28 protein-coding genes are annotated in these 24668 nt (G+C 70.6%); 10 read left to right on the top strand and 18 right to left on the bottom strand.

Annotation, left to right across the window (positions count from 1 at the left end):
* The first annotated feature begins 4 nt into the window (after positions 1 to 4).
* Complete coding sequence (locus tag ETP66_RS03070; protein WP_130840514.1) at positions 5 to 688, top strand: SDR family NAD(P)-dependent oxidoreductase; 684 nt, start codon at positions 5 to 7, stop codon at positions 686 to 688.
* Here the strand turns inward: ETP66_RS03070 and ETP66_RS03075 are convergent.
* The 13 genes from ETP66_RS03075 to ETP66_RS03135 all read right to left on the bottom strand — a co-directional run bounded on the left by ETP66_RS03075 (position 642) and on the right by ETP66_RS03135 (position 10259).
* Positions 642 to 980, bottom strand: a complete 339-nt coding sequence (locus ETP66_RS03075) for a VanZ family protein (protein WP_236630080.1) — start codon at positions 978 to 980, stop codon at positions 642 to 644. The two genes, ETP66_RS03070 and ETP66_RS03075, sit on opposite strands and share 47 nt — an antisense overlap.
* A gap of 7 nt (positions 981 to 987) precedes the next feature.
* Positions 988 to 1380 carry a methylmalonyl-CoA epimerase gene (gene mce / locus ETP66_RS03080; RefSeq protein WP_130840516.1) on the bottom strand — a complete coding sequence of 131 codons (393 nt, stop codon included), beginning with the start codon at positions 1378 to 1380 and terminating at the stop codon, positions 988 to 990.
* Positions 1381 to 1384: 4 nt separating this feature from the next.
* Complete coding sequence (locus ETP66_RS03085) at positions 1385 to 3025, bottom strand: FAD-binding dehydrogenase (RefSeq protein ID WP_130840518.1); 1641 nt, start codon at positions 3023 to 3025, stop codon at positions 1385 to 1387.
* A 93-nt stretch (positions 3026 to 3118) separates the two neighbouring features.
* The gene (locus tag ETP66_RS03090; protein WP_130840520.1) at positions 3119 to 3448 is read right to left on the bottom strand and encodes a DMT family transporter; all 330 of its coding nucleotides are present in this window, start codon (positions 3446 to 3448) and stop codon (positions 3119 to 3121) included.
* The gene (locus ETP66_RS03095; RefSeq protein ID WP_130840522.1) at positions 3448 to 3951 is read right to left on the bottom strand and encodes a TetR/AcrR family transcriptional regulator; all 504 of its coding nucleotides are present in this window, start codon (positions 3949 to 3951) and stop codon (positions 3448 to 3450) included. The genes ETP66_RS03090 and ETP66_RS03095 overlap by 1 nt, the downstream gene beginning before the upstream one ends.
* A 50-nt stretch (positions 3952 to 4001) precedes the next feature.
* Complete coding sequence (locus ETP66_RS03100; RefSeq protein ID WP_130840524.1) at positions 4002 to 4943, bottom strand: 4Fe-4S dicluster domain-containing protein; 942 nt, start codon at positions 4941 to 4943, stop codon at positions 4002 to 4004.
* Positions 4944 to 6011 carry a bifunctional 3-deoxy-7-phosphoheptulonate synthase/chorismate mutase gene (locus ETP66_RS03105; RefSeq protein ID WP_130840526.1) on the bottom strand — a complete coding sequence of 356 codons (1068 nt, stop codon included), beginning with the start codon at positions 6009 to 6011 and terminating at the stop codon, positions 4944 to 4946. It lies immediately after the preceding gene.
* A 32-nt stretch (positions 6012 to 6043) separates the two neighbouring features.
* Positions 6044 to 6793 (bottom strand): twin-arginine translocase subunit TatC, encoded by a 750-nt coding sequence (gene tatC, locus ETP66_RS03110; RefSeq protein WP_130840528.1) that lies wholly within the window; start codon positions 6791 to 6793, stop codon positions 6044 to 6046.
* The gene (locus ETP66_RS03115; protein ID WP_130840530.1) at positions 6790 to 7056 is read right to left on the bottom strand and encodes a Sec-independent protein translocase subunit TatA/TatB; all 267 of its coding nucleotides are present in this window, start codon (positions 7054 to 7056) and stop codon (positions 6790 to 6792) included. Before ETP66_RS03115 ends, tatC begins: the two co-directional genes overlap by 4 nt.
* 247 nt (positions 7057 to 7303) lie before the next feature.
* Positions 7304 to 8665 (bottom strand): bifunctional UDP-N-acetylglucosamine diphosphorylase/glucosamine-1-phosphate N-acetyltransferase GlmU, encoded by a 1362-nt coding sequence (glmU, locus tag ETP66_RS03120; RefSeq protein WP_130840532.1) that lies wholly within the window; start codon positions 8663 to 8665, stop codon positions 7304 to 7306.
* A gap of 9 nt (positions 8666 to 8674) precedes the next feature.
* Positions 8675 to 9505, bottom strand: a complete 831-nt coding sequence (gene lgt, locus ETP66_RS03125) for a prolipoprotein diacylglyceryl transferase (protein WP_130840817.1) — start codon at positions 9503 to 9505, stop codon at positions 8675 to 8677.
* Positions 9506 to 9513: 8 nt separating this feature from the next.
* Positions 9514 to 9771 (bottom strand): thioredoxin domain-containing protein, encoded by a 258-nt coding sequence (locus tag ETP66_RS03130; protein WP_201738457.1) that lies wholly within the window; start codon positions 9769 to 9771, stop codon positions 9514 to 9516.
* Positions 9772 to 9782: 11 nt separating this feature from the next.
* Entirely contained in the window at positions 9783 to 10259 is a 477-nt protein-coding gene (locus ETP66_RS03135; RefSeq protein ID WP_130840534.1) for a DUF456 domain-containing protein, read from the bottom strand.
* A gap of 87 nt (positions 10260 to 10346) precedes the next feature.
* On the opposite strand from ETP66_RS03135, the gene ETP66_RS03140 reads away from it, so the two are divergent.
* From ETP66_RS03140 to ETP66_RS03155, 4 genes are all read left to right on the top strand, one after another.
* Positions 10347 to 11408 (top strand): alanine dehydrogenase, encoded by a 1062-nt coding sequence (locus tag ETP66_RS03140; protein WP_130840536.1) that lies wholly within the window; start codon positions 10347 to 10349, stop codon positions 11406 to 11408.
* Complete coding sequence (locus tag ETP66_RS03145) at positions 11405 to 12733, top strand: acetyl-CoA hydrolase/transferase family protein (protein ID WP_130840538.1); 1329 nt, start codon at positions 11405 to 11407, stop codon at positions 12731 to 12733. The genes ETP66_RS03140 and ETP66_RS03145 overlap by 4 nt, the downstream gene beginning before the upstream one ends.
* Before the next feature lie 132 nt (positions 12734 to 12865).
* Entirely contained in the window at positions 12866 to 15424 is a 2559-nt protein-coding gene (gene topA, locus ETP66_RS03150; protein WP_430731872.1) for a type I DNA topoisomerase, read from the top strand.
* Positions 15424 to 15684: a hypothetical protein gene (locus ETP66_RS03155; RefSeq protein ID WP_130840542.1), complete on the top strand. Its 261-nt coding sequence runs from the start codon at positions 15424 to 15426 to the stop codon at positions 15682 to 15684. Before topA ends, ETP66_RS03155 begins: the two co-directional genes overlap by 1 nt.
* Here ETP66_RS03155 and ETP66_RS03160 read toward each other — a convergent pair.
* The 4 genes from ETP66_RS03160 to ETP66_RS03175 form a co-directional block, all read right to left on the bottom strand.
* A complete protein-coding gene (locus tag ETP66_RS03160) occupies positions 15626 to 16756 on the bottom strand; it encodes a VanW family protein (RefSeq protein ID WP_130840544.1) in 1131 nt (376 codons plus the stop codon). The genes ETP66_RS03155 and ETP66_RS03160 overlap by 59 nt on opposite strands.
* 237 nt (positions 16757 to 16993) lie before the next feature.
* Positions 16994 to 17713, bottom strand: coding sequence for a pseudouridine synthase (locus ETP66_RS03165; protein WP_130840546.1), 720 nt, complete (start codon positions 17711 to 17713; stop codon positions 16994 to 16996).
* On the bottom strand, positions 17710 to 18039 hold the full coding sequence (locus tag ETP66_RS03170) for a nucleotidyltransferase domain-containing protein (RefSeq protein ID WP_236630082.1): 330 nt from the start codon (positions 18037 to 18039) through the stop codon (positions 17710 to 17712). Before ETP66_RS03170 ends, ETP66_RS03165 begins: the two co-directional genes overlap by 4 nt.
* Positions 18020 to 18439: a HEPN domain-containing protein gene (locus tag ETP66_RS03175; protein ID WP_201738458.1), complete on the bottom strand. Its 420-nt coding sequence runs from the start codon at positions 18437 to 18439 to the stop codon at positions 18020 to 18022. The genes ETP66_RS03170 and ETP66_RS03175 overlap by 20 nt, the downstream gene beginning before the upstream one ends.
* A 19-nt stretch (positions 18440 to 18458) precedes the next feature.
* On the opposite strand from ETP66_RS03175, the gene ETP66_RS03180 reads away from it, so the two are divergent.
* A complete protein-coding gene (locus ETP66_RS03180) occupies positions 18459 to 19586 on the top strand; it encodes an alanyl-tRNA editing protein (RefSeq protein WP_130840548.1) in 1128 nt (375 codons plus the stop codon).
* 4 nt (positions 19587 to 19590) lie between these two features.
* Entirely contained in the window at positions 19591 to 20361 is a 771-nt protein-coding gene (locus ETP66_RS03185) for an SDR family NAD(P)-dependent oxidoreductase (RefSeq protein WP_130840550.1), read from the top strand.
* Positions 20362 to 20400: 39 nt separating this feature from the next.
* On the opposite strand, the gene ETP66_RS03190 is transcribed toward ETP66_RS03185, so the two are convergent.
* A complete protein-coding gene (locus ETP66_RS03190) occupies positions 20401 to 20943 on the bottom strand; it encodes an NAD(P)/FAD-dependent oxidoreductase (RefSeq protein ID WP_130840552.1) in 543 nt (180 codons plus the stop codon).
* 78 nt (positions 20944 to 21021) lie between these two features.
* Here ETP66_RS03190 and ETP66_RS03195 point away from each other — a divergent pair, with 78 nt between their 5' ends.
* Genes ETP66_RS03195 through ETP66_RS03205 form a run of 3 tightly spaced genes read left to right on the top strand, consistent with a single transcriptional unit; the run spans position 21022 to position 24530 of the window.
* Complete coding sequence (locus ETP66_RS03195; protein ID WP_130840554.1) at positions 21022 to 22365, top strand: PASTA domain-containing protein; 1344 nt, start codon at positions 21022 to 21024, stop codon at positions 22363 to 22365.
* A gap of 4 nt (positions 22366 to 22369) precedes the next feature.
* Complete coding sequence (locus ETP66_RS03200; protein ID WP_130840556.1) at positions 22370 to 22699, top strand: YraN family protein; 330 nt, start codon at positions 22370 to 22372, stop codon at positions 22697 to 22699.
* Positions 22700 to 22742: 43 nt separating this feature from the next.
* Positions 22743 to 24530, top strand: a complete 1788-nt coding sequence (locus tag ETP66_RS03205; protein ID WP_130840558.1) for a menaquinone biosynthesis decarboxylase — start codon at positions 22743 to 22745, stop codon at positions 24528 to 24530.
* Positions 24531 to 24668 lie beyond the last annotated feature (138 nt).

The following is a 24668-nucleotide window of genomic DNA, read 5'->3' on the forward strand; positions in this document are numbered from 1 at the left end:
GACCATGCTCCAGGGCAAGGCGTTTCTGGTCACGGGGGCGGGGGGGGCATTGGCCCGGGCGGTGATCCCCGCCCTCCACAGGGCGGGAGCCCGGCTCTTCCTCTCCGACCCCCGGGAGGAGCGCATGGCGGAAAGGGCCAAAGCGGTGGGGGCCCGGACCTTCGTGGCCGACCTCACCCGCCTGGAGGAGGCGGAGGCCCTGGCCCGCTTCGCGGAGCGGGAGGCTCCCCTCCATGGGGTGGTGCACACCGTGGGGGGCTTCGCCGCGGGGCGTTTTTTGGACTCCGACCCCGGGCTTTACGACTGGATGCTGGACCTGAACCTACGCACCGCCTTCAACCTGCTGAGGGCGGTCCTCCCCTACATGGAAAGGCGGGGGGAGGGCTTCTTCGCCGCCATCGCCGCCGGGCCCGCCTGGACGGGGGCCGGGCCGGGAAGGGCCCTCTACACCATGGCCAAGACCGCCTTGGCCAGCCTCCTCCGCTCCCTGCAAGGGGAGGTGGAGGGGGTGCGCTTCCTCCTCGTCTACCCCATGGGCACCCTGGACACCGAGGCCAACCGGAAGGCCATGCCCGAGGCCGACCCCAGCCGTTGGATCGCCCCCGGGCTCATCGCCGAGGCCATCCTCCTGGCGGCGGGGTCTAAGGGGGGGCGCTTTTTGGAGCTTCCCATCTACCCCCCAGCCTAGCCCCCACCCAGGCCCCCAGGGCGTCGGCCAGGAGGTCCCAGGGATCCCGCTCCCGCCCGGGGACGAAGCCCTGGCGCCACTCCTCCACCCCTCCGTAGAGGGCGGCGAGGAGGAAGGCGGGGAGGAAGGCCCCGAGGCCCAGGCGCAGGAGGAAGCCGAGGAGCAGGTAGGCCAGGAGGTGGGCCCCCTTGTCCCAGGGGTGGGGGAGGCCCACCCCGGACGCGGGCTGGCCGGAAAGGTACCAAATGAGGCCCATGTGCCCGAGGGCCAGGAAGAGGGGAAGGGGGCGCACCTCCGGGCTACTCCTCCACCAGCTCCCACAGCACCCCGAGGCCGGAGGAGGGGTGGAGGAAGGCCACCCGATGCCCGCCAAAGCCCGGCCTGGGGGTCTCGTCCACGAGCCTGGCCCCCTCCGCCTTGAGCCGGGCAAGCTCGGCCTCGATCCCCGGGGTGGCGAAGGCCAGGTGGTGAAGCCCGGGGCCCCGCCTCTCCAGGAAGCGGCCCACAGGGGTGGTGGGCCCCGTAGGGGCGAGGAGCTCCAGGAGGGTTTCCCCCTCGCCCCGGAGCATGGCCACCCGCACCCCCTGGGCCGCCACCTCCCCTTCCGCCACCGGGGTAAACCCCAGGAGGCGGTAGCGGGCCTTGGCCTCCTCCAGATCCACCACCGCGATGCCCACGTGGTGCAAGCGCATGGGGCTATTCTAGCCCTTCGGCCAACCCCCGGCCTGCCAAGAGGCCGGAGAAGAGGCACCCTCCCAGGAAGGTGCCCTCCAAGGCCTTGTACCCGTGCACGCCCCCGCCGCCAAACCCCGCGGCCTCCCCAGCGGCGAAGAGTCCGGGGAGGGGCTCCCCCTGGGGCGTGAGGGCCCGGCCCTTGAGGTCGGTCTGGATGCCCCCCAGGGTCTTGCGGGTGAGCGTCCAGAGGCGCACCGCCACCAGGGGCCCGCCTCTGCCCCCCAGAAAGGGATGGGGCTTGGCCACCCGGAAGAACCGGTCGCCTGGATAGCGCCGGAAAACCTGCAGGGCTTGGACCTGAGCGTCCTTGCAGAAGGGGTGGAGAAGCTCCCGGTCCCGGGCCTTCACCTCCCGCTCCAGCCGCACCGGGTCCAGCACCCCGGGGGCCAGGGCGTCCATCTTGCGAGCCAGGTCGGAGAGGTCGTCCGCCATCAAAAAGTCCTTCCCCCGCTCCAAAAAGGCCCGCACTGGCCCTGCGGGGCCGAAGAGGCGGTTGCGCACCACGTGGAGCCAGCTTTTCCCGGTGAGGTCCGGGTTCTGCTCCGAGCCCGAGAGGGCGAACTCCTTGGCCAAGGTCTTGAGGTCCAGGAGAAACCAGCTCCAGTCAAACCCCGTGTTTCGGAGATACCGGAGGGTTTCCAGGGCGTCAAACCCCGGGAAGAGGGGTGGGGAAAGCCTTTTCCCCGTGGCGTCCAGCCAGAGGGCGGAGGGCCCGGGGAGGATACGGATCCCGTGGTGGCTCCAGATGGGGGTGTGGTTCTCCACCCCCTCGGGGTAGTGCCACATGCGGTCCAGGTTCACCAGCCTGGCCCCCGCTCGCTCGGCCAGGAACAGTCCTGAGCCGTCCACGTGGTCCGGCACCCCGGAGAGCATCCTCCCTGGGGGCTTGCCCATACGCTCGGGCCAGAAGCGGCGCACCAGGTCCAGGTTGGCCCCGAGGCCCCCGGTGGCCAGGACCACCGCCTGGGCAAGGTAGCGGAACTCCCCCGCGGGCTTGCGGCTGGAAGGGGCCCCTCGGGGCGCGGGGTCCGGCTCCAGGACCACCCCCGCCACCCCCACCGCCTTCCCTCCCTCCACCAGCACCTCCTCGGCCCGGTGGCGGAGGAAGACCTTGAGGAAACCCTTTGCCTCAAGCTCCCTCGCCCGCCGCAAGAAGGGCTGCAAGAGCCCTGGCCCCGTCCCCCAGACGATGTGGAACCGGGGCACGGAGTTCCCGTGCCCGGTGGCCAAGCCCCCGCCCCGCTCGGCCCAGCCCACCACCGGGAAAAAGCGCACCCCTAAGGCGGCGAGCCAGGCCCGCTTCTCCCCGGCGGCGAAGTCCAGGTAGGCCTGGGCAAACAGCCGACCCCAGTAGTCCTCCTCCCGGTCGAACCCCGCAGCCCCAAACCAGTCCTGCCAGGCAAGCTCCAGGGAGTCCCGGATGCCTAAGCGCCGCTGCTCCGGGGAGTTCACCAGGAAAAGCCCCCCGAAGGACCAGTAGGCCTGCCCCCCCAGATGGGGTTCCTGCTCCAGGAGGTAGACCCGCCTGCCCCTAGCGGCGACCTCCGTGGCCGCCACCAGGCCAGCGAGCCCCCCTCCCACCACGATGGCGTCCGCATCCATGGCTTGCTCCCCTTTATACCACGCCCTAAGGCCCCCCTCAGAGGCATCCCCACCCTCCGGGCAACCCCCGGGCAAGCCCGGGCAGAAGGGGCCTCAGGGCCCATGGGCGTTTGCGCTCAGGTTGAGGAGGACCACCCCCGCCACCACCAGGAGGAGGCCCAGGAGCTTGGGCAGGGTGAGGGCCTCGGCGAAGAAGAGGATCCCCACCAGGGCCACCAAGGCGGTGCCGAGGCCAGCCCAGATGGCATAGGCCACGCTCAAGGGGATGGCCTTGAGGCTCAGGCCCAGGAAGTAGAAGGCCAGGGCGTAGCCCACCACCACCGCCAGGCTGGGGAGGAGGCGGGTGAACCCCTGGGCGAGTTTCAGGTTGCTGGTGGCCGCCACCTCGAAGAGGATGGCCAGGAGGAGGTAGAGCCAGGGCATCACCCCGCCACCTCCTGGGCCCGGGCCAGGAGGGCCTCCAGGGCCCGCTCCCGCTCGGGAGGGGAGAGGGTGCCCAGGAGGTCCGCCAGGCGAAGGCCGTCCGTGGCCAGGAGGATCAGGAGGGCCTCGGGGCCGGGGGGAAGCCGCCCCAGCCAGGCGCGAAAGCGGGCGCGGGCCCGCTCCAAAAGCCCGGGGTATAGGGCTGAGGCCGCCAGGAGGACGAGGAACACCCCGGTCTCGTCCCGATGGCCGAGGCGGACGTAGCCCTCCAGGAAGGGCCGGCCCGAGGCCCGCACCGCCTCCTCGAAGCGGTCCAGCTCCCGTTCCAAAAGACCCGTCAGCAGGTCCTCCTTGGTGGGGAAGTGGTGGAGAAGCCCCCCCTTGCTCACCCCCGCCCGCTCCGCCACCCGCTCCAGGGTAAGGGCCAGGAGCCCTTCCTGCCGCAGGACCTCCAGGGCGGCTTGGAGCAACCGCTGGCGCAGACCTCCCCTCACCCCGGGCATCCTACCGTCTGGACGGTTTTTAGGCAACCCCGGCCGGGGCCCTGGGGGGGCTAGAGGTCGTACCAGGGGGGCTTCCCCCGGTAAAGCTCCACCTCCTCCCCCACCTCCGCCTTGGAGGCCTCCCCCAGGCGGATCACCTGGGGGGGGCAGCTTTGCACGCAGGCTCCGCAGCCGGTGCAGACCGCCACCTGGAGGCGCAGCACGTACTCCTCCCCTTCCCGCACCCGGCGCACCGCCTCCGTGGGGCAAACGTTGGTGCAGACCGGGCAGAGGGTGCAGCCCTCCTCCACCTGGATCCGGGGCCAGCGCACCGCCTCCGCGCGGCCCGCCGCCAGGAGGCGCAGGCGGAGCTCCGGGGGTGGGCCCTTGGCCTCGGGCTCCTCCGGCAGGGGAAGCTCGGGGACCAGGTCGGCGGCGGTGCGCCGGGCACCCCCCGCGAGGGCCTGGAAGAGCTCCCGCCGGCCCACCCTCTCCCCGGGCAGGGCCCCCTCGAGGACCTCCACCTCCACGGGGTGGTAGCGCCCCGCCTCCTCGGCCATGCGGGCCAGGTGCTCGGGAACGGTGGGGCCGCCCACCTTGCAGGCCGCGCAGTCCCCCCGGGCGAGGACCACCTTGCCGAAGCGGCTTCCTGCCTCGGCCAAAAGCCCCGGGGTGAGGCGGCCGAGGCAGAGGACCTCCTCCCCCTTGCCCTCCGCCTGGGAGCAGCGGAGCTTGCCCCTCCCCCGGATGAGGGCCTCCTGGATGGCCCCCAGGGGAAACTCCAGGGCCACGCCGGGGCAGACCCCGGTGCAGAGGCCGCACCCCGTGCAGAGCACCTCGTCCAGCTCCACCCGCCACCCTTCAAGGCGCACCGCCCCCCGGGGGCAGGCCCCGTAGCAGCGGTCGCATCCTCCCACGCTGTTCTTGTAAAGGAGGCAGCGGCCCTCCGTGTAGCGGGGCCTGGGGTCCGTGGCCTTGAGAAAGGCGTGGAGGAGGTTGTCCCAAAAGCCCATCTACCCCTCGGGGAGGAGGTCCCGTATGGCCTCCAGGAAGCGGGTGAACTGGGCGAAGTCCATCTGCTGCTGGTTGTCCGAAAGGGCCACCTTGGGGTTGGGGTGGACCTCCACGTGCACCCCGTCCGCCCCCACCGCCAAAGCCGCCCGGGCCAGGGGGGCGAGGAGGTCCGTGCGCCCGGCGGCGTGGGTCACGTCCACGATCACCGGCAGGTGGGTTTCCTGCTTGGCCAGGGCCACAGCGGAGAGGTCCAGGGTGTTCCGGGTCCAGCGCTCAAAGGTGCGGATGCCCCTTTCCGCCAGGATCACCCCCTCGTTCCCCTGGGAGAGGATGTACTCCGCGGCGTAGAACCACTCCTCCATGGTGGCGGAAAGCCCCCGCTTGAGGAGGACGGGCCGCCCCGCCCGGCCCACCTCCTTGAGGAGGGCGAAGTTCTGCATGTTGCGGGCCCCGATCTGCAGGATGTCCGCATACTCTGCCACCACCTCCACGTCCCGGGTGTCCAGCACCTCGGTGACGAAGACCATGCCGAAGGCGTCCGCCGCCCTGCGGCCGAGCTTCAGCCCCTCCACCCCCAGGCCCTGGAAGCCGTAGGGGCTGGTCCTGGGCTTGAAGGCCCCGCCCCGGAGGACCCGCACCCCCCGCTCGGCCAGGAAGCGGGCGGTCTCCATCACCTGTGCCTCGGACTCGATGGCGCAGGGCCCGGCGATGAGGAGGGGCCTTTCCCCGAAGACCACGTCCTTCACCCGCACCCGGGTGGGCTCGGGCTTGTGCTTCTTGGAGTAGAGAAACCGCTTCCGGTCCTGGCGTTCCTCCAGGTCCAGGCTGGCCTGGAAGATCTCCTTGAAGAGCTTCCTTATGGTCTCCTGGGGGAAGGGCCCCGGGTTTTCCGCGGTGAGGTAGGCCAGCATCTCCTCCTCCCGCTTGGGGTCGTAGTGGGGGAGGCCGAGCTCCGTCTGGATGCGGCCGATCTCCTGCACCAGCCTCCCCCGCTCGGAGAGGAGGCGCAGGATCTCCCGGTTTACCCGGTCCACCTCCCGCCTCAGGGCCAGGATGCGCTCGTCCATGGGCTATTTTGGGGGCAAAGCTCCCCGAGGTGTCAAGCGGCTTCCTGACCCTCCAGCCGGGCCCGCTGGCGCTCGGCCACCCCCGCCACCATCACCGAAACCCAGTAGAGGACGAAGAGGGGCAGGGCCACCACCACCATGCTGAAGACGTCCGCGGGGGTGATGAGGGCAGAGACAAAGAGGAGGAGGACGATGGCCACCCGCCAGTTGCGGCGGAGGAAGTCGGCGGTGAGGAGGCCCAGCCGGGCCAGGAGGTAGCTCACCACCGGCATCTCGAAGACCAGGCCCAAAGCGGCCATCATCATCAGCATCTGGCCCATGTAGCGGCCGATGGAGATCTGGGGGGTGACCACGTCCCCCAAGAAGCCCAGGAGGAAGGGGACCACGAAGGGCAGGAGGACGAGGTAGGCGAAAAGGGCCCCCAGGGCGAAGCTGAACCCCGCCCCCAGAAGGAAGGGCACTGCCAGACGCTTCTCGTGCTCGTAAAGCCCGGGGGCGATGAAGGCCCAGACCTGGTAGACGATGAAGGGCAGGGCCAGGACGAGCCCCCCGAAAGCGGCCACCTTCAGGGAAACGAAAAAGGGCTCCACGATGTCCAGGACGATGAGGTTCACCTGGATCCCGTGCCGGGCCGCGGCCGCGTCCAGGGGGCGCCTGAGCCAGTCCAGAAGCTGCACCCGGAAGGCAAAGGCCACCCCCGTCATCACCGCCCAGGCCAAGACGGCCCGGAGGATGCGGGCTCGGAGCTCCTCCAGGTGTTCGACCAGGGGGGCTTCCTTCAAGCCTTACCCTCCGCCTCAGCGGGCTTCTCCTCCTTGGGGGGCACCGAGGCCTCGGCCCCGGCGGGCGCAGGGGCCGGCTTGGGCCTAGGCTCCTCCCGCACGTCCATGCTCCTCTCCAGCTCCTCGCGGATCTCCTGCGCCCCCCGCTTGAACTCGCGGATGCTCTGGCCCAGGGAGCGCCCCAGCTCGGGGAGCTTCTTGGGGCCAAAGAGGAGGAGGGCGATGAGGAGGATGACCAGGATCTCCATGGGTCCCAGGCTCATAGGTTCAGTGTAGCACCCCGGGCGGCGGGAATGGAGCGCCATGCCCCCTCTTCGGGCCCGGGTACCCGCGGGGGAAGGCCGCCACCAGGGAAAAGCGCCCGTGGCCCCTTCGGGCCCCTTCGCAGCCCGGACCGGGACGGTGTGCTTAAGTGCCTGTGCACCAAGGTTGCCCCATAGGTAAAGGCTCAGGTGGCTTTTCCATGGGCTTTCTGGGGCCCCCGTCGTGGCGCAAGCCACGACGGGGTACTTAGCCCCGCTCCCGCCACCTGCGGGCGTAGCCCTCCAGGTTCCGCTGCCTCCCCCGGGCCACCGCCAGGGCGTCCTCCGGCACCTCCTGGGTGATCACGCTCCCCGCCCCCACCATGGCCCCATCCCCCACCTCCACCGGGGCCACCAGGACGGCGTTGGAGCCGATGAAGGCCCCCTTGCCGATCCGGGTCTGGTGCTTGCGCTTGCCGTCGAAGTTGGCGGTGATGACCCCGGCCCCGATGTTGGCCCCCTCCCCCACCTCCGCATCCCCCAGGTAGGCCAGGTGCCCCGCCTTGACCCCGGGGTGGAGGAGGCTGTTTTTCACCTCCACGAAGTTGCCCACGTGGACCTCTTCCCGGAGGACCGCCCCCGGGCGGAGCCGGGCGAAGGGGCCCGCCGAGGCTCCCCGCCCCACCACCGCCCCTTGGGCCACGGTGTGGGCCAGGACCCGGGCCCCGGGTTCCAGCACCGTGTCCTCCAGCACCGCATAAGGCCCCACCTCCGCCCCTTCCCCGATGCGGGTCTTGCCCTTGAGCACCACCCCCGGCCAGAGGGTGGCGTCGGGGGCAAGCTCCACCGAGGGCTCGAGGTAGACGCTCTCCGGGAGGATCATCCGCACCCCCCTCAGCATCCACGCCCGGCGAAGGGCTTGGAGGAGCACCCCCTCCGCCCGGGCCAGCTCCTCCCGGGTGTTCACCCCCAGGGCCTCCTCCGCCCCCCCCCTGACCGCCACCACCCTCCGCCCCTGGGCCCGGTAGATGGCGATGAGGTCGGGGAGGTAGTACTCCCGGGCGGCGTTTTCCGCCCGCACCTCCCTTAGGGCCTGCAGGGGGAAGCCGCCGAAGGCGTAGGCCCCAGCGTTCACCTCGCGGATGGCCCTTACCTCGGGGGAGGCGTCCTTCTCCTCCACGTTGCCCAAGACCTCCTCCCCCTGGCGCAGGATGCGGCCGTAGCCGGTGGGGTCAGGGAGCTCCACCGTGAGGAGGGCCATCCCCGCCCCCTCCCGCACCCCCTCCAGGAGGGCCCTCAGGGTCTCCGGGCGCAGGAGGGGGGTGTCCCCCTGGGTGACCAGCACGGGACCGGAGAAGCCCTGGAGGAAGGGCTCCGCCTGCAGGAGGGCGTGGGCGGTGCCGAGCTGCTCCTCCTGCACCGCCACCTCCACCGGATAGGCCCTTAGGGCTCCCATCACCTGCTCGGCCCCATGGCCCACCACCACCACCAGCCTTTGCGGTCCCAGGGCCAAGGCGGTCTCCACCGCGTAGGCCAGCAGGGGCTTGCCCAGGAGGGGATGGAGCACCTTGGGCAGGTGGGACCGCATCCGGGTCCCCTGCCCCGCGGCCAGGATCACGTGGGCGTGCATAGGGCCATCCTACCGCGAAGCCCGCCCCAGGCGGCGGAGCATGTAGAGGGAGAGGAGGATGAGGGGCAGGCTCACCACCTGGGTGGCGGTGAAGAGGCCGAGGCCCAGCTCGTCGTTGCGGTAGACGGGAAGCCACAGGGGGTTCAGGCGGAAGGGTTCCTCCAACACCGAGCGCAGGAGGCTGTACCAGAGGATGAAGTTCCAGAAGGCGTAGCCGTAGAAGGGCTTCTTCTTTAGCCAGTAATAGGCAAGGGGAAGGAGGATGAGCCCCACCAGGGCCCCGTAGACCTGGGTGAGGTGGACGGGGCCCCGCACCAGCTCTTGGCACCAGTAGACCTGGGAGATGTCGTCGATCCCCGGGCAGACCCCGGGGAAACCCACCGCCCACTCCGGCCAGGTGAAGCCGATGGGCAAGGAGGTGAGGCGGCCTACGGTGTCGGAGCCGTTCATCAGGTTCCCGATCCTGCCGGCGATGATGCCCAAGGCCACCCCCGGGGTGGCCGCGTCCAGGTAGGGCCATAAGGGGTGCCCCCGGAAGCGGTGGAGGTACCAGAAGGCCAGGCCCCCCCCCAAAACGGCCCCGTGGAAGGAGAGCCCCCCGTGCCACACGTAGAGGATCTCCACCGGGTTCTGCAGGAAGGGGCCCGGGGAGGTGAGCACATAGCCCAGCCTGGCCCCCACCACCCCGAAGACCACCGCCCAGAAGGCTGCGGTTTCAAAGCGGTCGGCGTCGAACCCCCAGGCCCTGAGGCGGCGCTTGGCCAGGGCGAAGCCCACGAAGATGGCCAGGGTGAGGAGGAAGCCGTACCACTGGATGCGCAAGGGGCCGATTTCGATCAGGGTGGGGTTCACGCCTCACCTCCCCGGGATGCCTGCCGCCCGCCAAGGGCCAGGGGGTCTTTCTCCCCAAAGGCCCTTTCCCAAAGCACCCCTTCCCCCAGGAGGAGCGCGGGTACCCGAAGGGTGTAAAGGCGGAAAAGCTCGGGGCCTTGGTCCACATCCCGGCGCCCATAGGGTACGCCCAGGGCCCGGGGGGCCCCCTCCGCCCCTTGGCAAAGACCACGCCCCTCGCGGGTGACGAAGACCAGGTTCACGGGGAAAAGCATACCCCAAGCCCCTAAAAAATGGCCTGGATCACCAGAAGCCCCATGGCCACGTGGAGGATGGCCTTGGCCACCACCCCTCCCATGAGGCCTACCAGGGTACCCCAGGCGGCCCTAAGGGCCTCTTTGGGTCCTCTGCCCGAAAAGAGCTCAAAAAGCCAGGCCAGGAGGAAGGGTAGGACCAAGACCCCCCACACCCCCAGGAGGAGGCCCAGAAGGGCCCCCAGGAAGGCCCCCCAGAGCCCCGCCCGGCCCGCCCCGTAACGCCGGGCCCCGAGGAGGGCGGCCAGGTTGTCCACGGCCATGGCCAAAAGGGCCAAGGCCCCCAGGAGGAGCCAAAGCCCCACGCTCAGGTCCTGGAACCCCAGGAGGAGTTCGTGCAGGAAGGCGGCGGCTAGGATCAGGAGGGTGGCGGGGAAAAAGGGCAGAAAGGTGAGGAGGACCGCGAGGCCCCAAAGGGCCACGAAGAGCCAGTGGGCGAAGGCCTCCACGGGTAGAGCCTAGGCCAGAAGGCCATGAGAAGGGCGAGGGACATCCAGCCCCAGCGAGGGGCTTAAGCTTGGGTCTAGGAGGTGGGCATGGACTTCGGTCTACCCAAGGAGCAGGGCGTGCTCAAGACCCTCCCCCCCTTCGGGGAAGAGGTGCGGGAAGGCCGGGTGGCCCTTACCCCCCAAGGGGTGCGGGAGCTGGTGGCCCGGGGGCACCGAGTGTACGTGGAGCGGGGAGCGGGGGAGCGGGCGGGCTTCCCCGACCCCCTTTACGAGGAGGCCGGGGCCCGGCTGGTGAGCCGGGAGGAGGCCTTTGGCCGGGGGGAGGTGGTGCTCAAGGTGGGCCGGCCCACCCTGGAGGAGGTGGTCCTTCTCCGTCCCGGAGCCACGGTCATGGGCTTCCTGCATCTGGCGGTGGCGGAGTCGGGCCTGGTGGAGGCCATGGCGGAAAAGGGGATCACCGCCATCGGCTATGAGCTGGTGGGGACGGAGGGTAGGCGCCCCGTCCTCCGGGCCATGAGCGAGATCGCCGGACGCCTCGCCCCCCAGATCGCGGGGAGGCTCCTCGAGGCCCCCTGGGGGCCCGGGGTCCTCCTCTCCGGCCTTCCCGGCATCCCCCCGGCGGACGTGGTGGTCCTGGGGGCTGGAACCCTGGGGCGGGCCGCCGCCCGGGCTTTTCTGGGGGCGGGAGCCTCGGTCTACGTGCTGGACAGGGAACTTTCCGCCCTGGAGGAGGCAGCCAGGGAGGCGAGGGGCGCCGTGACCGCCCTCACCACCCAAAGCCGCCTGGAGCGGTACGCGGCCTTCGCCGACGTCCTGGTGGGGGCGGTGGCCGTGCCCGGGGAAAGGGCCCCCGTCCTCCTCTCCCGGTACCTGATGGCCCGCATGCGCCCGGGGGCGGTGCTTCTGGACTTCGCCATCGACCAGGGGGGGATCGCGGAGACGAGCCGCCCCGGGATCTACCAGGAGATGGGGATCACCCACTTCTGCCTCCCCAACGTCCCCGCCCTGGTGCCCCGCACCGCCAGCCACGCCCTCACCGCCACCCTTCTCCCCTTCCTCCTTCGGGTGGAGGAAGATCCCCTGGGGGTGCCCGAACTCCGCCAGGGGGCCTACCTCCTCCTGGGCCAGAAAGGAGGCCACCTGGAATGAGCTACCGCAAGAAGCTGACCTCCGCCGAGGACGCCGTGGGCCTCATCCAACCGGGGATGCGGGTCTTTGTCTCCGGCAACGCCGCCACCCCCACGCCCCTCCTCAAGGCCCTCGCCGCCCGCAAGGACGAGCTACAGGGGGTGGAACTCGTCCACCTCCTCCAGCTCGGGGAAGACCCCTTCGCCCCCCCGGAGATGGAAGGGCACTTCCGCCGCCGCTCCCTCTTCGTGGGCCCCGCGGACCGGGAGGCGGTGAACCAGGGCCGGGCGGACTACGTGCCCATCATGCTCCACCAGGTGCCCTGGCTCTTCAAAAGGCGCATCCTCCCCCTGGACGCGGCCATCGTCCAGGTCTCCCCCCCGGACGAGCACGGCTTCTCCTCCTTGGGGGTGGAGGTCATCGCCACCAAGGCGGCCCTCGAAGCCGCCCCCCTAGTGATCGCCATGGTGAACCCCAGGATGCCGAGGACCCTGGGGGACACCTTCGTCCACGTCTCCCGCTTCACCGCCATCGTGGAGGTGGACTGGCCCCTGCCGGGGCTCAAGCGGGAAGGCTTCGGGGAGGTGGAAAGGCGCATCGGGGAGCACGTGGCGGGCCTCATCGAGGACGGGGCCACCCTGCAGATGGGCATCGGGGCCATCCCGGACGCCGTCTTGACCAGCCTGGAGGGCCGCCGCGACCTGGGGGTGCACACGGAGATGATCTCCGACGGGGTCCTCGAGGCTTTTGAGAAGGGCCTCATCACCGGGGCCAAAAAGACCCTCCACCCCGGCAAGGTGATCGGCACCTTCGTCCTGGGCTCGGAGAGGCTCTACCGCTTCGTCCACGACAACCCCCTCTTCGAGCTCCACCCCACGGACTACGTGAACGACCCCTTCGTGGTGGCCCAGAACCGCAAGATGGTGGCCATCAACTCCGCCATCGAGGTGGACCTCACCGGCCAGGTGGTGGCGGACTCCATCGGCACCCGGATCTACTCCGGCTTCGGGGGCCAGCTGGACTTCATCCGGGGGGCGGCGAGGAGCGAGGGGGGGAAACCCATCATCGCCCTCCCCTCCACCGCCAAAGGGCATAGCCGCATCGTCCCCTACCTGCGCCCGGGGGCGGGGGTGGTCACCACCCGGGCGGACGTGCACTACGTGGTCACGGAGTGGGGGGTGGCGGAGCTCTTCGGCCGCTCCCTTAGGGAGCGGGCCCTGGCCCTCATCGAGGTGGCCCACCCCGACTTCCGGGAGGAGCTCCTAAAGGCCGCCTGGGAGCGGAGGCTCCTGCCTAGGGGCTATCCCGGGGCCGGCCTGAAAGCGAAAGAGGAGCCGCAGCCTTGACAAGACCACCTCCACGCCCCTAAATAGGGGGCGATGCCGAGGGGAGAAGCCAAGCGCCCAGGACCGGGGGCCAAAGCCCCGGGGAAAGGGCTCGCAGCAGGCCCTGCCGCAGGTGGGGGCCAGGCGGCCTTGGTGGTGGTGGAGTCCCCCGCCAAGGCCAGGAGCATCCAGAAGATGCTGGGCCCCGGCTACGAGGTGCGGGCCAGCCTGGGGCACGTGGCCGACCTGCCGGAGAGGGAGCTTGGGGTGGATGCGGAGCGGGACTTCGCCCCCACCTACGAGGTGAAAAAGGACAAGAAGCCGGTGGTGGAGGCGTTGAGGCAGGCCGCCAAGGGCAAGCGCCTCCTCATCGCCACCGACCCCGACCGGGAGGGGGAGGCCATCGGCTGGCACGTGGCCAGGCTTCTGGGCCGCGATCCGGGGGAGCCTTTGCGGGTGGAGTTCCACGAGATCACCCCCAAGGTGGTGCGCCAGGCGGTGGAACGCCCCAGGCCCATCGACCAGAACCTGGTGGACGCCCAGCAGGCCCGGAGGGTCTTGGACCGGCTCCTGGGCTACAACCTCTCCCCCCTGCTTTCCCTGGAGTTCCGCAAGCGGGCCCTCTCCGCCGGCAGGGTGCAGAGCGTGGCCTTAAGGCTTTTGGTGGAGCGGGAGGAGGAGATTGAGGCCTTCCAGCGGGAGGAGTACTGGACCCTCGAGGGGGTGTTTGCCCTGGGCCAGGACAAGGCCCTTGCCGCAAGCCTCCACGAGGTGGAGGGCAAGCGGCTTTGGACCGGCCAAGGGGAAAAGGAGGGGAAGCTCCACCTGGCCCACGAGGCCCAGGCCAAGGCTTTGGCCGAGGAGGCCAGGGGGCGGGCCTACCGGGTGGTCCAGGTGGAGACCAAGGAGCGCCGCAAATCTCCCCCGCCTCCCTTCACCACCTCCACCCTGCAGCAAGCCGCTTCTAGCCGCCTGGGCTACACCGCCGCCCGCACCATGCGCATCGCCCAGCGGCTCTACGAGGGGGTGGACCTCCCCGAGGGCACCGTGGGTCTCATCACCTACATGCGCACCGACTCGGTGCGGGTTTCCCCTGAGGCCCTACAGGCCGCCCGGGAGGTGGTCCAGAAGCTCTTTGGCCCCGAGTACCTGCCCGAAGGTCCCCGGGTCTACCGGAACCGCAAGGAGGGGGTGCAGGACGCCCACGAGGCCATCCGGCCCACCGATGTGCGGCGCACCCCTGAGGGCGTGAGGCGGTACCTTTCCGAGGAGGAATACCGCCTTTACGACCTCATCTGGCGGCGCTTCATCGCCAGCCAGATGCGGGATGCCCTCTACGAGCAGACGGTGGTCCTGCTCCAGGACGAGGGTGCCAAACCCCGCTTCACCTTTCGGGCCTCGGGCTCAGTCCTCCGCTTTGAGGGGTACCTGAAGGCCTGGGGGCGGGGGGATGAGGGAGGGGGCCCGCAGGAGGGCCAAGAAGGGGAAGCGGAGCCCCCCTTGCCCCCGGTGGCGGAGGGCGCAAGGGCCGAGCCCGTGGAGGTCAGGGCCCAGCAGCGTTTTACCGAACCCCCGCCCCGCTACACCGACGCCACCCTGGTGAAGACCATGGAGGAGCTTTCCATCGGCCGCCCCTCCACCTACGCCCCTACCCTGGAAACCTTGGAAAAGCGAGGGTACGCGGTGCGCAAGGGGCGCACCCTCCTGCCCACGCCCTTGGGCCGCCAGGTGACCCGCTACCTCAAGGAACGCTTCCCCCAGGTGGTGGCCTACGAGTTCACCGCCCGCATGGAGGACCGCCTGGACCAGGTGGAGGAGGGAAAAGCCCCCTGGCCCCAGGTGGTCTGGGAGTTTTATGAGCCCTTTCTGGGGGAGCTTTCCCAGGTGCCCAAGAAGACCTGCCCTCGGTGCGGGAGGCCCCTGGAGTTAAAGGTGAGCCGTTACGGGCAGTTTTTGGGGTGCACCGGCTACCCGGAGTGCACCTACACCGAGCCCCTGGAGCGCAAGAAGGAGGCCGAGCCCATCGGGGAAGCCTGCCCCAAGTGCGGCAAGCCCTTGGTGCGCAAGGAAGGCCGGTACGGGAGCTTCATCGCCTGCTCCGGCTACCCCGAGTGCGATTACACCCGGGACGACGGCGAGCCCACGGGGCACGCCTGCCCCAAATGCGGAGGCCAGGTCCTAAAGAAGCGAAGCCGCCGGGGGAAGCCCTACTACAAGTGCGAGAACAATGCCTGCGACTTCCTTTCCTTCTACCCCCTTTTGGACCGGACCTGCCCTTCCTGCGGCTGGCCCTTGGTGGGGAAGGGGGAAGGGGCCTGCATGAACCCCGCTTGCCCGGCCCATGATCCCAAGCTGATCCCTTCCCCTAAAGCCTCCACCCGGGCCGCTTCCCGTAGCGAACCTCCCGGGGCCTCGGCTTCCAAAGGAGGAAGGCGTTCCCGCGGCAGGGCCGCTTCGGCCTCGAGCCGGGGGGTACCGGCCCCTACTGGGGCGAAGGCCCGGGGGCAGGGGGCTTCCCCACCCAAGCCGCCCAGGGACTGGGAGGAGCTGAGACCCTTCCTTAACGAGCTTGCCCTGGAGGAGCGCAGGGCGGTGGAGGCCTTGGCCCTCGGGGAGCCCCTGGCCCCGGAGGGGGCCAGGCTGGCCCAGCGGGCCCTCTTCAAGCTGCGCATGCGCAAGGGTCGGGCCAAAAAGGAAGCGGTGGCCCCCTGATGGAGAGCTTCAAGCTTCACCTCCTGCGCCTGGCCCGTCAAGGACCGGTGGAGGTGCCCGGGGTGCCCGTGCGGGCCTACACCCTCTCGGAGCCCGTGGAGCGGGAGGCAGGTGGGTTTTACCTCCTCCTGGAAGGGGAGCTGGTCATCGACCTCCCCGAAGGACGCTACCTGCACCTCAAACGGGGCGAGGCGGCCCGGCTCACGGAGCCCCACCGCCTCCTCCCCGTGGAGCGGGCGGTGCTCCTCGAGGTGGGCTAGGCCCCACCAGGTACACCGCCCCCCAGGGGCGGTAGAGGCTCACCACCCGGTCTTCGCGGACCCTCCCGTCCCGGTAACGCACCGAGCGGCGCACCTCCACCCTGGCCCCCTCGGCGGCGAAGTCCACCTGCCTGCGGGCCCCGGGGGGCAGGGAGGGGTCCGGGATCTCCCTGGGGGGCGGGGGCGGCCTGCGGTCGGAGACGAAAGGCCCCTCCCAGCGCACCTCCCGGTCCCGGGTGCCGAAAAGGTGGAAGCGGAGGGTGGTGCCCTGGGCGGAGGCCTGCACCCAGATAGCCCCTGGGGTGTCGTTCAGGGCCCTCAGGTCCTTGTAGGGCTGGACCACGGCGGCGTCCAGGCCCGTGGGCTTGTAGTAGGCCACCTGGTAGCTGTGGGCGTGGCGCTCCAGGATGGGGAGGCCCGCGAAGAAAAAGGCCCGGAAGAGGGTGGTGGAGACCTGGCAGACCCCACCCCCCACCCCCTGTTCCGTGCGGTCCCCCACGATGACGAAGGCCTCCTGGTAGCCCGCCTCGCGGGTGATGGGCCCCAAGGCCCGGTTGAAGGAAAAGGCCCCCGGAGGAACGAGGAGGCCGTCCAGCCTGCTGGAGGCCAGGAGCAGGTTATGGGTGCGCTCCCGGCTGGAGCCCCGGAAGTCCGTCTCCCCCGTGGCCAGGTGCTCCCTGACCCCCAGGGCGTAGAGGTCTCGGAGGCTCGGGCTAGGGGGGGTGTGGCGCGCGGGCAGGCGGAAGCTCCTCCGCCCCGCCCCCAGGGCCTCCCGGTAGGCGGCGAGGGCCTCGGCTTCCTCAAAGGCGATGCCCTTCTTCTCCACCCCCCACCACCGCCCCTCCTGGAGGATGAACCGGGGGGGCCGGGGGTCGCGGGCGAGCCTCCGGAGGAGGGCCAAAAGCTCCGCCTCCGAGGCCACAGGGTAGCGCTGGACCCCGGTGTAGGTGACCAGGCGGCCTTCCTCGATGACGTCTTCCTCCAGGACCAGAAGGGCCTCGAAGATCGCTCCGGTCCCCTGGCCTACGGCCTGGAGGGTCCAGAGAAGGGCGAGGGCCCAAAAAGGGCGCATGCCCCAAGGGTAGCAGCCGGGACACTAAAGAGGGGTGAAACCCGGACCTACCCTCCCCGAACGCAGCGACCCTGTCCGCCCCTATCCTTGGGCCACGGACCCCCGGGGCAGGAAGGGGCCCAATCTCCCCATGAGTACCGACCCGCGGAAGCTGCCTCAGCCTCAGTAGGTAAGGAGGAAGGGCGATACCCAGGGCCTTTTTGGGGCCCCGTCGTGGCGGAGGCCACAAGAGGGTACTTAGGCCTCCTGGCCCGCCAAACCTACCGCCTGGTAAAGGGCCGCCTCCTCCTCCGGGGCGAGGGGGCGGGCCTTCCCTAGGGGCAAATCCCCCAGCGCCAAGGGGCCCAAGGCGAGGCGCTTCAGGTAGAGGACCCGGTTTCCCCGGGCCTGGAACATGCGCTTCACCTGGTGAAAGCGCCCCTCCCAGAGGACGAGCTCCACCCGGGTGGGGTCCTCCCCGAAGGAGAGCTCCGCGGGCAAAAGCCTTTCCCCATCCAAGAAGAGCCCCTCCGCGAAGGCCCTTTGGTCCTCCTCCGTGGCCGGGCGCTCCAGGTGGACCCGGTAGCGCTTGGCCACCTTGCGCCGGGGGTGGGTGAGGCGGTGGAGGAGTTCCCCGTCGGTGGTGAAGAGGAGGAGCCCCTCCGTGTCCTTGTCCAGGCGGCCCACCGGGGAGAGGTCCCGGGTGGGAAACCCCTCCAAAAGGGCGTAAACGCTGGGCCCCTCGGCCCGGCTCGTCACGTACCCCGCGGGCTTGTGCAGGAGGATGTGGTGGTGGCGGCGAAGCGCCAGGGGCTTCCCGTCCACCTCCACGGAAACCCCTTCCGGCACGTGAAAGCCCGGGTCCCGCACCGCCTCCCCCGCCACCCGCACCCGCCCGGCCCGCACCAGGCGGGCCACCTCCTTGCGGCTCCCCAGGCCCAGGCGGGCCAGGAGCTTGTCGAGCCTTTCCCCCCTCATAGCTCCAAGGCCCCTTCCAGCCACCACAGGGCCCCCTTGGCCATGGCCTTGGCGAACTCCTCCGGGGTTAGGCCCTTGGCCTCCACCCGCCCGGGGTTGAGGCCCTGGAGGAGGAGGAAGCGTTCTATGGGGTCTTTCGGCAGATGGGGGGAGACCACCAGGAGGTCGATGTCGCTTTCCAGGTTGAAGCTACCCCGGGCCACCGAGCCATAAAGGTAAACCCGGGCCTCTCCCAGGGTTTCCCGCACCCTTGTGGCGTAGGCGCGGGCCTCTTCCAGGAGGGCCTCCCAGGCGGCCATTCGCAGCCTAAGGGCTTCCGAGGCCACGCCAAACCTCCTCTGCCCATTTCAGAACGCCCTCGGCGGCCCTTAGGGCCTCCTCAGCCCGGGCCCGCGTGTAGTACTCGTAGGGGCTTCCCTCGGGGTAGGCATCGGGATAGCGGGCGGGAATGTAATGGGCGTCCAGGGTGCGCGCCTTTTCTTCCAAGGCTTCGGGGACCTCATGGCCCGCTTCCTTCAGCGCCTGGAGCAGGCGGATCAGGGCGTGTCCAAAGGCGGGCCGTCCCAGTCCCCGTAGCAGCCCCTTAAGGGCGTATTCCCCTGCCTGGTGGGCCTTAAAGCTGGCCCAGTCGTGGTCCCCTTCCTCCAGGTCCTGCTTTCCGGAGGCCAGGGTATGCCGGGCTTGCGCGTGCCATCTTGCCCATTCCTCCCGGTCCAGGGGTGCCATCCTCCTTATTCTAGAGGGCGTGAGGCTTTACCAACGGGACAGCTACGCCACCCGCTTCCAGGCCCAGGTGGTGCGGGCCTGGAGCGACGAGAAGGGGCACTATGCCGTGCTTTCCGAAACCCTCTTCTACCCGGAGTCCGGCGGCCAGCCCGCGGACACCGGGGTCCTGAAGGGGGCCTTCGGCGAGGTGCGGGTCCTCCACGCCTACGAGGAGGGGAAGGCCTTTGGGGACGTGGTCCACGTGCTCTCCGCCCCCATGCCCGAGGGGGTGGAGGTGGAGGGGGAGATCGATTGGCCAAGGCGCTTCCGCCACATGCAGCGCCACACCGCCCAGCACCTCCTCTCCCAGGCCCTCCTCAGGGCCGGGGGGTACCACACGGTGGCCGTGAGCCTGGACGGGCCCATCTGCACCGTGGACCTCGAGGAGGAGGCGGAGGAGGCCAGGCTGCAAGAGGCCGAAGCCCTGGCCAACTTCGCCGTCTACGCCGACTACCCGGTGGAGGCCTTCTTCGTTTCCCAAGAGGAGCTCGCCCAATACCCCCTGCGCCGCCCTCCCAAGGTGCAGGGGAAGGTGCGCCTGGTGCGGATCGGGGACTTCGACCTGGCGGCCTGCGGGGGCACCCACCTCAAGACCAGCGCCCAGGCGGGGCCCATCAAGGTGCTCCGGTGGGAGCGGTACAAGGGGGGAAGCCGGGTCCACTTCCTGGCGGGGTGGGAGGCCCTGGAGGACTACCACGCCAAGCACGCCCTCCTCATGCGCCTGGCCCTCGGCTTCTCCACCCATCCCCTGGACCTGGAAAAGCCCATCCAGAAGCTCCGGGAGGAGCTTTACGCCCTCAAGGGGGAAAACCTGGCGCTAAGGGAAAGCCTGGTCCAGGCGCTTCTGCCCCGGGCCCTGGAGGAGGGGGTGCTCCTGGTGCCTGGACCCATCCTGGGAGAACTCGCCAAGCGGCTTCTGGAGTGGAGCGGAAGGGACTTTCTCCTCGTCTCCCCCGAGGGGCGCTTTGCCCTTCTTGGCCCCCGGCGCCAGGAGATCCTGGAGAGGCTCAAGGCCCTGGGGGCCAAGGGCGGGGGGAAGGAGGTGGTCCAGGGTAGCCTGCCCAAGGACAAGGTGGCCGCGGCCTTGGACCCGGGCCTCGTAAGCTAGGGCCATGGGGCTCTTTGAGGGAAAGGGGGTCTTGGTGACGGGGGCCGCCCGGGGCATCGGCCGGGCCATCGCCCGGGCCTTCGCCCGGGAGGGGGCCCTGGTGGCCCTTTGCGACCTCCGCCCCGAGGGGCGGGAGGCGGCGGCGGAGGTGGGGGGGTTCTTCGTCCAGGCGGACCTGGGGGAGGAGCGGGACCGGGTGCGCTTCGTGGAGGAGGCGGCCTGGGCCCTGGGCCGGGTGGACGTGTTGGTGAACAACGCCGCCACGGGTGCCCCGGGGTCGGCCCTCACGGTGAAGCTTTCGGAGTGGCGCAGGGTTTTGGAGGTCAACCTCACCGCCCCCATGCACCTCGCCGCCCTCGCCGCCCGGGAGATGGCCAAGGCGGGGGGCGGGGCCATCGTGAACGTGGCCAGCGTCCAGGGGCTTTTCGCCGAGCAGGAAAACGCCGCCTACAACGCCTCCAAGGGGGGGTTGGTGAACCTTACCCGCTCCCTGGCCCTGGACCTGGCCCCCCTGGGCATCCGGGTGAACGCCGTGGCCCCGGGGGCCATCGCCACCGAGGCCGTCTTGGAGGCCATCGCCCTCTCCGAGGACCCGGAGAGGACGCGGCGGGACTGGGAGGACCTCCACGCCCTAAGGCGCCTCGGGCGCCCGGAGGAGGTGGCGGAGGCGGTGCTCTTCCTGGCCTCGGAAAGGGCGGGCTTCATCACCGGGGCCATCCTCCCCGTGGACGGGGGGATGACCGCCAGCTTCATGATGGCGGGGCGCCCCGTCTAACGCCGTCCCGGCAAAAACGCAGGCCCGGCGGGCAAGGACCTACTTGGCGTGGTCCTTGTAGGGCTCGCCCCGGAGGTCGGAGATGAGCTGCACCGCCACGTAGGCCCCGTCCCCCGCGCTCACGATGGCGTGGCCCGGCACCTTGCCCCGGGCCACCCCGGCGGCGTAAACCCGGGGGTAGCTGGTCCGCCCCCCCTCGTCGGTCTCCACGTGCACCCCCTTGCGGGCCAGGCCCAGGAGGGAGGGCAGGGTGGGGTCCTTGTGGGTGGAGAGGAGGAGCCTCTCCGCCTCCACCGGGCCCTCCTCCGTCTCCACCTCGAAGACCCCCCCCAGGTCCCGTACCCCCCGGACCACGCCCCGGCGCACCTCGGCCCCGTAGCGGCGGGCGTGCTCCCGCATCCTCTTCAGAAGCTCCTCCCCCGAGGGCTCGTCCAGAAGCCCCGGGTAGTTGGGCACCCGGCTCACCTGCAGCACCTGGGAGCGCCCCCCGTCCAGGACCAGCACCTTGAGGCCGGCCCGGGCCAGGAAGAGGGCGGCCGAAAGCCCTGCAGGCCCGCCGCCCACCACCAGGACATCCCACATACCACCTAAAGTATACGGGGCCAGGAGGGGGCGCCGGGCAAGGGCAAGGGGAGGAAGCGAGGGTATAATCGGCCTTGCATGCTCTTGGACGACCGCTACCCGGTGCTGGAAACCCTGGAGGCCAGGGAGGGGGTCACCCTCTACCGGGTGGAGGGGGGGTGGGTCTTCCTCTTCCAGGTGCGCACGCCGGAGGAGAAGGAGCGCTTCCACCGCTACCGGACGGCCCTGAAACGCCTCATGGACCTGGGCCTGGTGGAGGCCCAGGTCTCGGCCAAGCCCGGGCGCTACTACGCCTTCTTCCCGGAAAGGCCTCCCGTCCGCAAACCCCCGCCCAAGGAGGCCCTGGAGGCCCTGGCCCCCTTCGGCTTTGGCCAGGAACACCTGGCCATGGCCGAGGGGGGCGTGGCCTATCTGGCCCCCTGGTCCCTGGGAAGGGAGGCCCCCCCGGGGCGGGCCTTCCGGCCACCGGCCCGCTTCCTCCTGGGGGTGGCCCCGGGCCTCCTGCTTGTGGCCTTGGGCCTCTGGCTCCTCTTCCAGGGGCTCTACCGCTACTTCAACCCACCCGAGTACGCGGTGCCGGAGCTGGTGGGCAAGACCGCCCGGGAGGCCTTCCTCCTCCTCAAGGACACCGGGCTCCAGCTGGAGGTGGTGGAGGGCAACGACCCCGCCAAGCCCCGGGAGGTGGTCCTGGAGCAAAGCCCTCCCCCGGGAACCCGGCTGAGGGAAGGGCGGACGGTGCGCCTCGTCCTCAACCAGGCCCGCCTGAACCCCCTTCCCGACCTGGCCGGCCTGCGCCAGGAGGAGGCCGAAGGCCGCCTGGCGGAACTCGGGTACCGCCTGGCAGGGACGGCCCGGGTGGAAAGCCCCGAACCCCTGGGGACGGTCCTGGCCACGGACCCCCCTCCGGGCACCCCCTTGGCCCCAGGGGCCGGGGTCAGGCTCCTCCTCTCCCAGGGTGCCCCCGCCGGGCCCACGGTGCCCCTGCCCCAGCTTACGGGCCTGAGCCGGGAAGAGGCCCTCTTCCTGGTGAACGCCGCCGGGCTCCAGGCCCAGGTGGAGGAGGTGCCCGCGGGGGCCCCCCCGGGCACGGTGCTGGCCCAGGAGCCTCCCCCGGGAACCCCTATGCCCCCAGGAGGGGGGGTGCGCCTGCGGGTGGCCGTCCAGGGGGAGGTGCTCCTCCCCCCTGCCCCTCCCAGGCTTCCCGAGCCGACGGAGCGGGCCCTGCCCTTCGCCCTCCACCTGCCTCCAGAGGCGGAGGGACGGCAGGTGCGGCTCTCCCTCCTGGACGCCCGGGGGGAGCACGTGCTCTACGAGGGGGAGGGCCAGGCCGGCCTCCGGCTGGAGGGCACCTACCGGGTCCAGGGGGAGGCCCGGTTCCGGCTGTACCTGGACGGGGAGCCCTTCCAGGAGTGGACCCCTTGAGGCCATGCGGGGAGCCTGGGCCGAGGAGGCCGCCCTGCGCCACCTGCTGGGCCAGGGCTACCGCCTCCTGGGCCGAAACCGCCGCACCCCCTTCGGGGAAGTGGACCTCCTCCTGGAAAAGGAGGGGGTCTACGTGGTGGTGGAGGTGAAGCAGCGGGCCTCCCGGGCCTTCGGCACCCCCCTCGAGGCCCTCACCTCCAGGAAGGTGGCCCGCCTCCTCCAAAGCGCCCGCTTCCTCCTCGGGCGGGACGACCTCCCGGTGCGCCTGGAGGCCGTCCTGGTCCACGGAACCCCGGGGAGCTACCGGCTTGAGCACCTGGTCCTGGAAGTGTAACCCGGGGGAGGGACCCGGGGGGGAGGCCGGGGTAGGCTGGGGGGTGTTTAGGAACCTCCGCGCCTACCTGGAAGCCCTGGAGAGGCGGGGCGAGCTCAGGCGGGTGAGGGTGCCCGTCAGCAGCGAGCTGGAGATCACCGAGATCGCCGACCGCATGGTGAAGGGGGGCGGCCCCGCCCTCCTCTTCGAGCAGGTGGTGGGGAAAGACTTTCCCGTGGCCATCGGCCTCTTCGGCACCCGGGAGCGCACCGCCTTCGCCCTGGGGGTGAAGGACCTGGACGAGCTCGCCAGGAAGGTGGAGGTCCTCCTGGAGCTGAAGCCCGGCACGGGGGGGCTTTCCGCCCTCCTGGGCCTCCTCCCCAAGCTCCCCCTCCTCAAGGGCTTCTTCCCCCGCCGCGTGGCCAAGGCGCCCGTGCAGGAGGTGGTCCTCCGCGGCGAAGAGGTGGACCTAAGCCGCCTCCCCGTCCTCAAGTGCTGGCCCCAGGACGCCGGGCCCTTCCTCACCCTGCCCCTGGTCATCACCAAGGACCCGGAGACCGGGGAGCTCAACCTGGGCATGTACCGCATGCAGGTCCTGGACCGGAGGAGCACCGCCATGCACTGGCAGCTCCACAAGGTGGGCCGCCGCCACCTGGAGAAGGCCAAAAGACTGGGGAAAAGGCTAGAGGTGGCCGTGGCCCTGGGGGGGGACCCCGTCCTCACCTACGCCGCTACCGCCCCCCTCCCCCCCTTGCCGGGGGTGAGCGAGTTCCACCTGGCGGGGTTCCTGCGGGGGGCGCCCATCGAGCTCGCCCGGGGGGTGACGGTGGACCTCCCCGTGCCCGCGGAGGCGGAGTTCGTCCTCGAGGGCTACGTGGACCCGGAGGAACCCCCGGTGGTGGAGGGGCCCTTCGGGGACCACACGGGCTTCTACACCCTCCCCGACCTCTACCCCCGCTTCCACGTGACCGCCATCACCCACCGCCGGAGGGCGGTCTACCCCGCCACCATCGTGGGCATGCCCCCCATGGAGGACGCCTACCTCATCGAGGCCAGCGAGCGGCTCTTCCTGCCCCCCCTGAGGCTCATCCTCCCCGAGGTGGCCGACTACCACATGCCCCCCGAGGGCATTGCCCACAACTGGGTGAACGTGGCCATGAGGAAGGAGTACCCGGGGCAGGCCTACAAGGCGGCCTACGGGATGCTGGGCCTGGGGCAGATGATGTTCGCCAAGGTGATCGTGGCGGTGGACGCGGATGTCCCCGTGAAGCCCGGCTTCGCCACGCTTCTAAAGGCCCTGGAGCACACCCTGCCCGGGCGGGACACCCTTCTCCTCCGGGGGCCTATAGACGTCCTGGACCACAGCGCCCGGGCCTTCGCCTTCGGGGGGAAGCTCCTCCTCGACGGCACCCGCAAGCTCCCCGAGGAGGGGGGAGAGGTGCCCTTTACCCCCCGGGCCCACGCCGAGCTCCCCGGGGATCCGGAGGCCCTGGCCCAAAGGCAGTGGCCCGGGGTCTGGGGGGTGGCCCTGCGCAAGGAGCGGCCCGGCCAGGCCTTCTGCCTGGCGGAAAGGCTCCTAAGGACTCCCCAGAGCGAGGGCATCCGCCTCCTGCTCCTCGCCGACCACGACACCGCCCTCACCCCCGAGGAGCTCCTTTGGGCGGTGCTCAACAACATCGACCCCGAGCGGGACGCCCGGGTGATGGAGGGGGTGGCAGGGCCCGTCTTGGTCCTGGACGGCACCCGGAAGCTCCCCGAGGAGGGCTTCCAGAGGGGCTGGCCCCAGCGCATCCTTATGGACGAAGAGGTGAAGGCCCGGGTGGCGGCGCGGTGGGAGGCGTACGGCCTCTGAACCCGGCAGGGGGTCCCAAGCGCCCCGGCGCGGCCCAGGCCATACCACCCCACGCGGGCACGGTCCGCCTGGGGGCCTTGGCGAAGGGGCGGGGGAGCCTCCTGCCCGGAAAGGGTTCAGGGGAAAAGGGCATCGCAC

The sequence above is a fragment of the Thermus thermamylovorans genome, from assembly GCF_004307015.1.
Lineage (GTDB): Bacteria > Deinococcota > Deinococci > Deinococcales > Thermaceae > Thermus > Thermus thermamylovorans.

Excerpts from the sequence above, each read along its gene's own strand:
- ETP66_RS03070 (WP_130840514.1), top strand. The coding sequence starts at position 5 with ATGCTCCAGGGCAAGGCGTTTCTGGTCACGGGGGCGGGGGGGGCATTG.
- mce (WP_130840516.1), bottom strand. The coding sequence starts at position 1,380 with ATGCGCTTGCACCACGTGGGCATCGCGGTGGTGGATCTGGAGGAGGCC.
- ETP66_RS03085 (WP_130840518.1), bottom strand. The coding sequence starts at position 3,025 with ATGGATGCGGACGCCATCGTGGTGGGAGGGGGGCTCGCTGGCCTGGTG.
- ETP66_RS03090 (WP_130840520.1), bottom strand. The coding sequence starts at position 3,448 with ATGCCCTGGCTCTACCTCCTCCTGGCCATCCTCTTCGAGGTGGCGGCC.
- ETP66_RS03095 (WP_130840522.1), bottom strand. The coding sequence starts at position 3,951 with ATGCCCGGGGTGAGGGGAGGTCTGCGCCAGCGGTTGCTCCAAGCCGCC.
- ETP66_RS03100 (WP_130840524.1), bottom strand. The coding sequence starts at position 4,943 with ATGGGCTTTTGGGACAACCTCCTCCACGCCTTTCTCAAGGCCACGGAC.
- ETP66_RS03105 (WP_130840526.1), bottom strand. The coding sequence starts at position 6,011 with ATGGACGAGCGCATCCTGGCCCTGAGGCGGGAGGTGGACCGGGTAAAC.
- ETP66_RS03115 (WP_130840530.1), bottom strand. The coding sequence starts at position 7,056 with ATGAGCCTGGGACCCATGGAGATCCTGGTCATCCTCCTCATCGCCCTC.
- glmU (WP_130840532.1), bottom strand. The coding sequence starts at position 8,665 with ATGCACGCCCACGTGATCCTGGCCGCGGGGCAGGGGACCCGGATGCGG.
- ETP66_RS03130 (WP_201738457.1), bottom strand. The coding sequence starts at position 9,771 with ATGCTTTTCCCCGTGAACCTGGTCTTCGTCACCCGCGAGGGGCGTGGT.
- ETP66_RS03140 (WP_130840536.1), top strand. The coding sequence starts at position 10,347 with ATGGACTTCGGTCTACCCAAGGAGCAGGGCGTGCTCAAGACCCTCCCC.
- ETP66_RS03145 (WP_130840538.1), top strand. The coding sequence starts at position 11,405 with ATGAGCTACCGCAAGAAGCTGACCTCCGCCGAGGACGCCGTGGGCCTC.
- ETP66_RS03155 (WP_130840542.1), top strand. The coding sequence starts at position 15,424 with ATGGAGAGCTTCAAGCTTCACCTCCTGCGCCTGGCCCGTCAAGGACCG.
- ETP66_RS03160 (WP_130840544.1), bottom strand. The coding sequence starts at position 16,756 with ATGCGCCCTTTTTGGGCCCTCGCCCTTCTCTGGACCCTCCAGGCCGTA.
- ETP66_RS03165 (WP_130840546.1), bottom strand. The coding sequence starts at position 17,713 with ATGAGGGGGGAAAGGCTCGACAAGCTCCTGGCCCGCCTGGGCCTGGGG.
- ETP66_RS03175 (WP_201738458.1), bottom strand. The coding sequence starts at position 18,439 with ATGGCACCCCTGGACCGGGAGGAATGGGCAAGATGGCACGCGCAAGCC.
- ETP66_RS03185 (WP_130840550.1), top strand. The coding sequence starts at position 19,591 with ATGGGGCTCTTTGAGGGAAAGGGGGTCTTGGTGACGGGGGCCGCCCGG.
- ETP66_RS03190 (WP_130840552.1), bottom strand. The coding sequence starts at position 20,943 with ATGTGGGATGTCCTGGTGGTGGGCGGCGGGCCTGCAGGGCTTTCGGCC.
- ETP66_RS03195 (WP_130840554.1), top strand. The coding sequence starts at position 21,022 with ATGCTCTTGGACGACCGCTACCCGGTGCTGGAAACCCTGGAGGCCAGG.
- ETP66_RS03200 (WP_130840556.1), top strand. The coding sequence starts at position 22,370 with ATGCGGGGAGCCTGGGCCGAGGAGGCCGCCCTGCGCCACCTGCTGGGC.